Source organism: Cellulosimicrobium composti, assembly GCF_010287905.1.
Classification (GTDB): domain Bacteria; phylum Actinomycetota; class Actinomycetes; order Actinomycetales; family Cellulomonadaceae; genus Cellulosimicrobium; species Cellulosimicrobium composti.
The window spans coordinates 46,756-56,993 of the sequence record NZ_JAAFAN010000022.1 but is presented as its reverse complement, the minus strand read 5'-3'; the positions used below and the strand labels follow the sequence as shown (position 1 = coordinate 56,993).

The 10,238-nt window shown below is 75.2% G+C and carries 10 protein-coding genes; 6 read left to right on the top strand and 4 right to left on the bottom strand.

The genetic code is table 11. The annotated features are described in order from the left end of the window. Positions 1-184: 184 nt before the first annotated feature. The gene (locus tag GYH36_RS08530) at positions 185-610 is read right to left on the bottom strand and encodes an STAS domain-containing protein (protein WP_024839095.1); all 426 of its coding nucleotides are present in this window, start codon (positions 608-610) and stop codon (positions 185-187) included. A 139-nt stretch (positions 611-749) separates the two neighbouring features. Here GYH36_RS08530 and GYH36_RS08525 point away from each other — a divergent pair, with 139 nt between their 5' ends. After that, positions 750-2,972 (top strand): SpoIIE family protein phosphatase, encoded by a 2,223-nt coding sequence (locus GYH36_RS08525; RefSeq protein WP_115943505.1) that lies wholly within the window; start codon positions 750-752, stop codon positions 2,970-2,972. Between the two features lie 6 nt (positions 2,973-2,978). On the opposite strand, the gene GYH36_RS08520 is transcribed toward GYH36_RS08525, so the two are convergent. Further along, a complete protein-coding gene (locus GYH36_RS08520; RefSeq protein WP_024839094.1) occupies positions 2,979-3,341 on the bottom strand; it encodes an STAS domain-containing protein in 363 nt (120 codons plus the stop codon). A 97-nt stretch (positions 3,342-3,438) separates the two neighbouring features. Next, positions 3,439-3,873: a DUF3151 domain-containing protein gene (locus tag GYH36_RS08515; protein ID WP_024839093.1), complete on the bottom strand. Its 435-nt coding sequence runs from the start codon at positions 3,871-3,873 to the stop codon at positions 3,439-3,441. A 269-nt stretch (positions 3,874-4,142) separates the two neighbouring features. On the opposite strand from GYH36_RS08515, the gene GYH36_RS08510 reads away from it, so the two are divergent. From GYH36_RS08510 to GYH36_RS08500, 3 genes are all read left to right on the top strand, one after another. Then, the gene (locus tag GYH36_RS08510) at positions 4,143-5,429 is read left to right on the top strand and encodes an adenylosuccinate synthase (RefSeq protein ID WP_162289633.1); all 1,287 of its coding nucleotides are present in this window, start codon (positions 4,143-4,145) and stop codon (positions 5,427-5,429) included. Between the two features lie 147 nt (positions 5,430-5,576). Next, positions 5,577-6,899, top strand: a complete 1,323-nt coding sequence (gene purD / locus GYH36_RS08505) for a phosphoribosylamine--glycine ligase (RefSeq protein ID WP_162289632.1) — start codon at positions 5,577-5,579, stop codon at positions 6,897-6,899. A gap of 816 nt (positions 6,900-7,715) precedes the next feature. After that, positions 7,716-8,630: a phosphoribosylaminoimidazolesuccinocarboxamide synthase gene (locus GYH36_RS08500; protein ID WP_162289636.1), complete on the top strand. Its 915-nt coding sequence runs from the start codon at positions 7,716-7,718 to the stop codon at positions 8,628-8,630. A gap of 3 nt (positions 8,631-8,633) precedes the next feature. Here GYH36_RS08500 and GYH36_RS08495 read toward each other — a convergent pair whose 3' ends face one another. Continuing rightward, on the bottom strand, positions 8,634-8,981 hold the full coding sequence (locus tag GYH36_RS08495; protein WP_155097969.1) for an HNH endonuclease signature motif containing protein: 348 nt from the start codon (positions 8,979-8,981) through the stop codon (positions 8,634-8,636). 170 nt (positions 8,982-9,151) lie between these two features. Between GYH36_RS08495 and GYH36_RS08490 the strand changes: the two genes are divergently transcribed. Together GYH36_RS08490 and GYH36_RS08485 are read left to right on the top strand one after the other, a co-directional pair. Beyond that, positions 9,152-9,523, top strand: a complete 372-nt coding sequence (locus tag GYH36_RS08490) for a PadR family transcriptional regulator (protein WP_246209285.1) — start codon at positions 9,152-9,154, stop codon at positions 9,521-9,523. Further along, positions 9,520-10,089, top strand: a complete 570-nt coding sequence (locus tag GYH36_RS08485; protein ID WP_115941851.1) for a hypothetical protein — start codon at positions 9,520-9,522, stop codon at positions 10,087-10,089. The genes GYH36_RS08490 and GYH36_RS08485 overlap by 4 nt, the downstream gene beginning before the upstream one ends. The last annotated feature ends 149 nt before the right edge of the window (positions 10,090-10,238 follow it).

Genomic DNA, 10,238 nt, shown 5'->3' with positions numbered 1-10,238 from the left:
CCCCCCCCCCGCCCCCCCCCCGCCCCCCCCCCCCCCCCCCCCGGGGGGGCCGGGGCCCCCCCCCCCCCCGGCCCCCCCCACGCCCCCGGTGCCGTCCGCCCGGGGGCCGTGCGCCGGGCCGTGGCCCGAGCGCCGGGCCCCGGGCGGTCGCGGACCGTGGGCCGGGGCCGCCGCGGGCGCGGCGTCAGTCGGACGCGCCCGACCCGTTGCCGGGCGTCTCGTCGAGGTCGAACCCGGGGTCGACGTCGACGATGTCGAGCAGCTCGCCGATCCGCGTGACCTCGAGGAGGAACCGCACGGTCGGCGGCGCGCGCAGCACGCGCACGCGGTGCGGGCCGCGCGACGCGAGGCGTGCGAGGAACGCGACGCCCGAGGAGTCCATGAACGTCACGTGGTGCGCGTCGATCTCGACGGGCAGGCCGGAGTCCTCCGCCGCGGCGGTCGCCTCCTGCAGGTCGGCGCCGAGGTCGGCGTCGATCTCGCCCGACAGGACGATGCGCGCGCGCGTCGTCCCGACGATGACGTGCACGCTCGCGGGGTCGCCCGCCACGGCGGGGTCGCCGGCGACGCCGACCGGACGGTCGGCGGCCGAGGGTGTACCTTCGCGCACCGGCGCTCCTCTCCTGCGTGATCCCGACCGGTTCCGGTCTCGGGAAGCACCAATCTACGGTTGAATGTCCAGTCGGGACAGTAACGCGACCGTGGCGTCCGTATCCAGACGACCACCGCTCGGACCGCCGGAGGTGACGATGGGCAGCTCGCCGGGGCTCGGCACGGACCTGCCTGCGCACGCCCAGGAGCTGTGCACGCGTGCCATGGAGGGCGCCGGCGTCGCGATGTTCGTCACGGGTCCCCGTTCCCAGGAGATGCCGATCGTCTGGGTCAACGCCGCGTTCGAGCGGCAGACCGGGTTCGCCGCGGCCGACGTCGTGGGCCGCAGCCCGCACGTGCTCGAGTCGCTGCTCACCGAACCGGTCGAGGCGCAGGCGCTGCGCGCCGCGATCGTCGAGGAGCGCGAGATCACCCACACGGTCCGCGCCCTGCGCCGCGACGGCGCACCGGTGTGGACGCAGCTGTCGCTCTCGCCGCTGCGGGGCCCTGACGGCGCGGTCACGCACTGGGTCGGGGTGCAGGTCGACGTCTCGGAGCATCTCGAGCGCTACGCCGACCAGGTCGCGTCGCTCGCGCTCGAACGGCGCGAGCGCGCCGTGCTCGACGTCGTGTCGCGCAGCTCCGACCTCCTCGCCGACCTCGACCAGCCGTACGCGCTGCGCGACATCACGCAGCTCCTCGCGGGCTACGTCGTCGACTGGGCGGGCTTCTACCTCAACGACGACGGCCTCCGGTTCGCCGAGGGCGTCGACACCGCCGCCCCGCCGAGCGGGCGCGGTCAGCGTCACGGCCGGTACACGCCCGGCGTGCTCCCCGCGGTGCCCGGCATGCCGACGACGGACGCGCTCGGCGACTCGGCCGCCGTCACCGGCTCGGTGCCGCGCGTGCGCCTCGTCGACGTGCCCGACCGCGTCCAGGACGTGCTCGACGGGCGCATCGAGGGCCCCGTGACGCTCGACCTGTCCGCGACGTACCCGCAGTGGTCCGCCTCGGGGTGGCTCCAGCGCGACCTGCACCACCGGCTCTCGGGGCTGCCGCAACGGCCCGGCGCCGTGACGGTCTCGGCCGTGCCGGGCCGTCGGCGCATCCTCGGCCTGCTCGTCACCGGCGACGCCCCCGACGCGCCGCCGCCGGGGCTCGGCACCGACGCGGAGGCGCGCGAGGGCGTGCGGACGCTCCTGCAGGTCATCGCGCGCCGCGCGGGCACCGCGATCGACAACGTGCGGCTCTACGCGCGCGAGCACCGGCTCGCCGAGACGCTGCAGCGCGCGATGCTCCCCGAGCAGGCCGACGTCACGGGCCTCGACGTCTGGACGTACTACGCGCCGAACTCTGAGCACGCGCAGGTGGGCGGCGACTGGTACGACGTCCTGCAGATCGCGCCCGACGTCGTCGGGCTCGTCATCGGCGACGTCGTGGGCCACGACGTCGAGGCCGCGGCCGCGATGGGCCAGCTGCGGTCGGTCGTGCGGTCGTACGCGTACGAGCTGACGACGCCCGGCCCCGTGCTCGAGCGCGTCGACCAGCTCGTGCAGGGCATGCGCATCCCGCGCTCCGCGAGCCTCGTCTACGCGGCGCTCACGCAGCCGGACGCCGAACGGCCCGGCGACGCGTGGCGCATCGAGTACTCGCGCGCGGGCCACCTGCCGCCGCTCCTGCTGCGCGGCGGCACGGTCACGCAGCTCGACGACGCCGGCGGGGCGCTCGTCGGCTTCGGCGGCCGCAGCCGCTCGACGGGGACGGTCTCGCTCGCGCCGGGCGACACGCTCGTGTTCTACACCGACGGCCTCATCGAGCGCCGCGACCGCGCCCTGCGCGTGGGCCTGGAGTCGCTCGTCGCGGCGTCCGAGGCCGTCACCGCGGTCGACGCCGCGGGCGTGGGCGAGGAGCTGCTGTCCCGCCTGGCCGACGCGCCGGAGGACGACGTCGCGCTCGTCGTCGTGCGCATCCCCGACCCGCAGCGCGACGCGACGGCCGTGGTGCTCAGCCCGCGCAGCCGCCGGTGGCTCCTGCCGAGCGAGCCCGCGTCGATCGGGCGCGCGCGGCACGCCGTCGTGCGCACGTGCCAGGCGTGGGGCGTGCGCGACAGCGCGAACGCGGAGCTCGTCGTGTCCGAGCTCGTGGCGAACGGCGTGCTGCACGGGTGGGGGCACCTCGCGCTGCGCCTCTTCGACACCGGCGACGGCATCCGCGTCGAGGTCGAGGACTCGAACCCGGCCCCGCCGGTACCTACGGACGGGCACCCGAACCGCATGGGCGGGTTCGGCATGCAGATCGTCGAGCGGCTGGCCGACTGGGGCTGGCGCCCCACGACGACGGGCAAGCTCGTGTGGGCGACGCTGCGCCCGACGAGCCGGTAGCCGGGGTCAGGCGGGCGGCTCGACCTTGGCGAAGCCCGACGGCGGCGTCGCGGGCTCGCAGCGGTGGTCGGCGTCGATGCGGAAGAGCTCGAGCGCGCCGCACACCTCGAGGACGAACAGGTCGCGGTCGTCGCAGCCGCGCAGCACCGTCGCTCCGCCGCGCTTGCGGCCCGAGTCGGCGAGCGAGATGAGGAACGCGGCCCCCGTGGAGTCCATGAACGTCACGCGGCACATGTCGATCACGAGGAGCTGACGACGCAGACCGACCACCCGCGCGGCGATCTCCGGGAACTGGTCACGCTCGGCGAGATCGAGGTCTCCGGCGATGACGAGGGTCGTCGTCGCGGGGGACGTGGCGATCTCGATCATGCTGTCGACTCTAGACGTCGCCGCAGACCCCTGCATGCGGTCGCCGTCGCCCGCCGCCAGGGCGCGCGGGACGGCCCGCAGACCGCCGTGACGCCGGTCACCGCAGCGCTCGGACCTCGTCGGCCGACGTCCCAGAGTCGCGCAGGAACTGCTCGCAACGCTCGGCCTCCTCGACCTCCCCGAGGTAGGCGGCGCACTCCGCGAGCGCGAGCAGCGCACGCAGGAAGCCCTGGTTGGGCACGTGGTCGGCCGGGATCGGGCCCTGCCCGCGCCAGCCGGCGCGGCGCAGCGCGTCCAGGCCGCGGTGGTAGCCGGTGCGCGCGAACGCGTACGCCGTCACGGCGCCGCGCGAGCCGTTCTCGTGCAGGTAGTCCTCCGCGAGGTGCGCCCACGCGAGCGGGCTCGCGGGCGTGCGGGCGGCGATCTCGTACGGGTCGCCGTCGGCGGCGATCGCGTCGCGCACGTGCGCGAAGTCGTCCGGGAGCCGGACGGGGGCGGGGCCGTCGAGGAGGTTCGCGTGCGTGTCGCTCATGGGGCCATTCTGCCCGCCCCCGGGTCGCGCGGCACCGGCGCGCCGGGACCGGTCGTGGGACGGACGCGGGCGCGCCGTGGACCCCGGACGCCCCGAAGGTCAATGGCCGGTAAACTCGGCGCCGGTCCCCGGGTGACTGCCGCCCGGGTGACGCCTCGGGCCCGCGGGCCCAGCGCCGTCGGGCACGACCTGCCCGCTCCGCTCCGGACGCCGGTGCGCCCACGACCATGACCGGCCCGAGGAACAGGCAGTGCGAAAGTGGGGATTCCATGCCAGGCGTGGTGCTCGTCGGTGCCCAGTGGGGCGATGAGGGCAAGGGCAAGGCGACCGACCTCCTCGGCTCCCGGGTCGACTACGTGGTCAAGTTCAACGGCGGCAACAACGCCGGCCACACGGTCGTCATCGGCGACGAGAAGTACGCGCTCCACCTGCTGCCGTCGGGCATCCTGTCGCCGGGCGTCACGCCGGTCATCGCGAACGGCGTCGTCGTGGACATCGAGGTGCTGTTCCAGGAGCTCGACGACCTGATCTCGCGCGGCGTCGACGTCTCGCGCCTCCTCGTGTCGGGGTCGGCGCACGTCATCGCCGGCTACCACCGCACGATCGACAAGGTGAGCGAGCGGTTCCTCGGCAAGCGCCGCATCGGCACCACGGGCCGCGGGATCGGGCCGGCGTACGCGGACAAGATCAACCGCGTCGGCATCCGCATCTGGGACCTGTTCGACGAGAAGATCCTCGCGGAGAAGATCGAGGGTGCGCTCGACCAGAAGAACCACCTGCTGGTGAAGGTGTACAACCGCCGCGCGATCACGGTCGACGAGACCGTGTCCGAGCTCCTGCAGTACGCGGACCGGCTCAAGCCGATGGTCGCGGACACGGCGCTCGAGCTGAACAAGGCCCTCGACGCGGGCAAGAACGTCCTGTTCGAGGGCGGCCAGGCGACGATGCTCGACGTCGACCACGGCACCTACCCGTTCGTCACGTCGTCCAACGCGACGGCGGGCGGCGCGCTCACGGGCTCCGGCGTCGGGCCGACGCGCGTCACCTCCGTCATCGGCGTCATCAAGGCGTACACGACGCGCGTGGGCGAGGGCCCGTTCCCGACCGAGCTGTTCGACGCGAACGGCGAGTACCTGCTCAAGCAGGGCGGCGAGTACGGCGTGACGACGGGCCGCGCGCGCCGCTGCGGCTGGTACGACTCGGTCATCGCGCGCTACGCGACCCGCGTCAACGGCATCACGGACATGGTGCTCACCAAGCTCGACATCCTCACGGGCTTCGAGAAGATCCCGGTCTGCGTCGCGTACGACGTCGACGGCGTCCGCTACGACGAGATGCCGCTCGACCAGACGGCGTTCCACCACGCGAAGCCGATCTACGAGGAGCTCGACGGCTGGGTGGAGGACATCTCCGGCGCCCGCACGTTCGAGGACCTGCCCGTCAACGCGCAGCGCTACGTGCACGCGCTGGAGGAGATGTCGGGCACGCGGATGTCGGCCATCGGGGTGGGCCCGAGCCGCGACGCGATCATCCCGCGGCACGACCTCATCCACTGAGGCCCTCCCGCCGCGCGACGTCCGCGCCCCACCGGTCCCGGACCGGTGGGGCGCCGTCGCGTCCGGCCCAGGCCGATGCCGGGCCGGGCCGCGGGAGCCGTGAGACGCCGACCGGGGGAGAGGGGTGCGTCGGTAGACTCGACGCCCGTGAAGATCCTCGTCGTCGGGACCGGTGCCCGCGAGCACGCCATCGTCCACGCCCTCGCGCACGAGGCCGACCGCACCGGCGCGGAGCCGCACGAGCTGCACGCCGCGCCGGGCAACCCCGGGATCGGGGAGCTCGCGACGCTCCACGCGGTCGACCAGAACGACGGCGTCGCGGTCGCCGCCCTCGCGACCGGCCTCGGCGTCGACCTCGTGGTCGTCGGCCCGGAGGCCCCGCTCGTCGCGGGCGTCGGTGACGCCGTTCGCGAGGCCGGGATCCCGGTGTTCGGCCCGAGCGCCGAGGCGGCGCGCCTCGAGGGCTCGAAGGCGTTCGCGAAGGACGTCATGGCGGCCGCGTCCGTGCCGACGGCGCTCGCGCACGTGTGCACCGAGGTCGACCAGGTCGCCGCGGCGGTCGACGCGTTCGGCGCCCCCTACGTCATCAAGGACGACGGCCTCGCCGCGGGCAAGGGCGTCGTCGTCACCGAGGACCGCCAGGCCGCGCTCGAGCACGCCGCGGCGTGCTTCGCGACGCCGCGCCGCGCGGCGGACGGCACGCCCGAGGACCCGCGCGTCGTCGTCGAGGAGTACCTCGACGGGCCCGAGGTCTCGCTCTTCTGCGTGAGCGACGGCGCGACCGTCGTCCCGCTCGCGCCCGCGCAGGACTTCAAGCGCGCGTTCGACGCCGACGCCGGCCCGAACACGGGCGGCATGGGCGCCTACTCCCCGCTGCCGTGGGCGCCCGAGGGCCTCGTCGACGAGGTCGTGACGCGCGTCGCGCAGCCGACGATCGACGAGATGGCGCGCCGCGGCACCCCGTTCGTCGGCGTGCTGTACGTCGGGCTCGCGCTGACGAGCCGCGGGACGCGCGTCGTCGAGTTCAACGCGCGGTTCGGGGACCCCGAGACGCAGTCGGTGCTCACGCGCCTCGCGACGCCGCTGTCCGCCGTCATGCTCGCGGCGGCGCAGGGCCGCCTCGCCGAGCTCGGCGCGCTGCGCTGGCACGACGACGCGTCGGTCACCGTCGTCGTGGCCGCGCACGGCTACCCGGGCGCCGTCCGGTCCGGCGACCCGATCACGGGCATCGACGCGGCCGAGGAGGTCGAGGGCGTGCACGTGCTCCACGCGGGCACCGCGCGCACGGGCGACGGCGGCCTCGTCGCCGCGGGCGGTCGCGTGCTGTCGGTCGTGGCGCGCGGCGCCGACCTCGCCGAGGCGCGCCGCCGGGCCTACGCCGCGGTCGACCGCATCGTGCTCCCCGGCTCGCACCACCGCAGCGACATCGCCGCCAAGGCCGCCGCGGGCGAGGTCACGCTCGCGGGCTGACTGCGGGTGCGCGCCGACCGGGACCTTGGTGGCGGTCCTGCCCACGTCTCAGCGCGGGCATGTGCTGGTCAGGTGTGAGGGGGGTCTCGGCCGACCTCTGGTGAGACTCCGCAGCCGCGATCGCCATCGAGGGATTCCCACCGGGTCGGTGCCTGTGGTCCGCCGTGTCGCGGAGGCCCCGGGGGCGGTCGGTAGAGCCAGGAGCCGGACGGGCACCGGCGGCAGAGTGCCGGCGTGTCAGGCGAGAGGGTGAACGAGACCGGCATGCCGGCGTCCCGGGCGTCGGCGACTCGCGTCTCGTGGACTCGTCGACGTACCCGCCGGGGTTCACGACGAGAACTCGGTCGGCGAGGTCGGTCGTGCGCACGTGCCGCACCCGCGGCCTTCTGCTCGTCGGACCGGATGTCAGCCCGAGCGCACCCCCCGCGGCAGCCGGCCGACGCCCTGCGTCGTTCCTGTGCGCGGTGCCCGGTCCGAGCGTGCTGACGTCGGCAGATTCGTCCATGATCGGCGGTCCGGGCTGCCGACCTCGCGAGCACGTGCCGACCTCGCGAGGGACTGCCGACCTCGCCCGCGACGTGGCGTGGCGGGCGTCGCCCGGGTGCGCGCCGTTCGACGACGGGGCTCGGGTCGGCCACCGCGGCCGCCCCCGCGCCGACGGTCAGGTGGGTGCGCGAGTCCCCGCACCAGGGCGGACGCGCGAGCCGGGGGCGCGGCGTCGGTGCGACACTAGGCGCCGTGACGGACACCCCTCTCGACCCCGCCTCGGCCCTCTCGCTCGGCGAGGCCGACGCCCTCGACACGGCGGCGCTCGACCTGCCCGGCTGGAGGCACGTGTACTCCGGCAAGGTGCGCGACCTCTACGAGCCGGACCTGCCCGCGCTCGGCGGCGTGCACCCGCTCGGCGACGTGGTGCTCGTCGTCGCGAGCGACCGCGTCAGCGCGTACGACCACGTGCTCTCGCCCGGTATCCCGGACAAGGGGGTCGTCCTCACGCAGCTCAGCCTGTGGTGGTTCGAGCAGCTCGCGGACATCGTGCCGAACCACGTCGTGTCGACCGAGGTCTCGGCGGAGCACGGTGACGGGTTGGTCCCGGACGTCGTCGCGGGGCGCGCGATGATCTGCCGCCGCCTCGACATGTTCCCCGTCGAGTGCGTGGCGCGGGGCTACCTCACGGGGTCCGGGCTGGTCGAGTACCGCGCCGGGGGCGAGGTCTGCGGCGTCCCGCTGCCGGACGGTCTCGTGGACGGGTCGCGCCTGCCCGAGCCGATCTTCACGCCCGCGACGAAGGCGGCGGTGGGCGAGCACGACGAGAACGTGTCGTTCGAGGCGGTCGCGGAGCAGATCGGGACCGAGGACGCGACGCGCCTGCGCGACCTCACGCTCGCGGTCTACGCGCGCGCGGAGCAGGTCGCGCGCGAGCGCGGCGTGATCCTCGCGGACACGAAGCTCGAGTTCGGCGTCGACCCCACGACCGGCGAGACGGTCCTCGGCGACGAGGTGCTGACGCCGGACTCGTCGCGGTTCTGGCCCGCCGACCAGTGGGAGCCGGGCCGTGCGCAGCCGAGCTTCGACAAGCAGTACGTGCGCGACTGGCTCACGTCGCCCGCCTCCGGGTGGGACCGCGCGTCGGACACCCCGCCGCCGTCGCTGCCGGCCGACGTCGTCGCCCGGACCCGCGCGCGCTACCTCGAGGCGTACGAGCGGCTCACGGGCTCGCCCCTCGGCTGAGCGTCACGCGCTCCGCGCGGCGCCCGGGCGGACGTACGTGTGCCCGCTGGGCGCCGTCCACCGGACCGCGCCGTCGGCGAGCAGGGCCGGGCGCCAGCCGTCGCGGGCGCGCACCACGCGGTGGTGCCGGCACAGCGCGACGAGGTTGCCCGCCTCCTGCGCGGCCTCCCACACGTCGTCGTCCGCTCCCGGCCGCGGCGCGACGACGTGGTCGAGGTCGCACCGGAACGCCGGGACGCGGCACCCCGGGAACACGCACGTCGCGTCGCGCACGAGCACGCGCGCGACGGTCTGCGGCGACGGGCGCGTCCTCGGACGGTCCGCCGGGACGGGGACGAGCGGTGCTGGCACGCGGGACCTCCCTGCGCCTCGGGCCGGATTCGTGCGAGGGCGGGGAAGGGGCAGGACCCCGCCCTCGCACCGTGCCGAGCGTGCGTCTCGAACACGTGTTCGACTCTAGCCCGACCTGCCGACACGGTCGAGGGCTTGCCTTATAACTCGTCACTCGATATATATCGTCCATGACCCGTTCCTCGGCCTTCCGCATGACCGAGCAGGCCTATCTCGTCCTGCTCGCCCTCAGCGGCGAGGCGCTGCACGGCTACGCCGTGATCAAGACCGTGCGCGAGCTGTCCGAAGGCCGGACCCGCCTCGGAGCGGGCACCCTGTACGGCAACCTCGACCGTCTGGTCGCGGCCGGGCTGGTGGAGGCGGCGGGCGAGGAGGTCGTGGAGGGTCGGCTGCGGCGCTACTACAGGGCCACCGACACCGGGCGTCGCGCCGCCCGTGCCGAGACGCTGCGCCTCGCCGAGCTCGCGGAGCGCGCGCGGCGGTCCCTCGACGGTCGCGGACCGGAGGCGTCCGGCGCGGGCCTCGCGGGGACCGGAGCATGACCGCCGGCCGGGCGAGCCGGTACGAGCGGTCCGCGCGGTTCTGGCTGCACGCCTACCCGCGACGATGGCGCGACCGCCACGGCGAGGAGGCGCTCGCGCTCCTCCTCGACCTCGACGACGCGTCGGGCGCCGACGACGCGCACGCCGGGATCGGCGCCCGCGAGGCGTGGGGCCTCGTGCGCGCCGGATGGGCGCTGCGGTGGCGCGAGCACCCCCCGTTCGGGCGCTGGCTGCTCTACCGCGCGTTCGACGTCCGCCTCCCCGCGCGGTACTGGTGGTGGGTCGCGGACGACATCCACGGGCCGCTCTACCCCTGGCGCGTGACCCTGGGCAGCCTGGGGACCGCGCTGGCCGTCTTCTACGGGTGGCCCGTCCTGTCTCACGTCCTCTTCTCGAACGACGTGACCCGGCCGGAGCCCTGGTACGCGGCGGTCTGGTGCGCGGTCAGCCTCGGAACGGGGTTCGTGTTCCGGCGGTCCCACGTCGCGCGGGCGTGGCGCAAGCACGTCCTCCTCGGCAACATCCCCGTCGAGCCGCCGGACCCGCCGCGCGCCGCCGCCGGCTGAGCGCGCGCCCAGGCCGCGGACGGCCGACGAGAAGGGTGCGCGCGCCCGGTAGACTGGGCGCGGAATCCCGCCGTCGGCTCCCGCTCGTCCCGTCGCACCGGGCGTCCTCGACGCCCGTGACGTGGGCCGGGATCCCGGAGCCCCGGCCC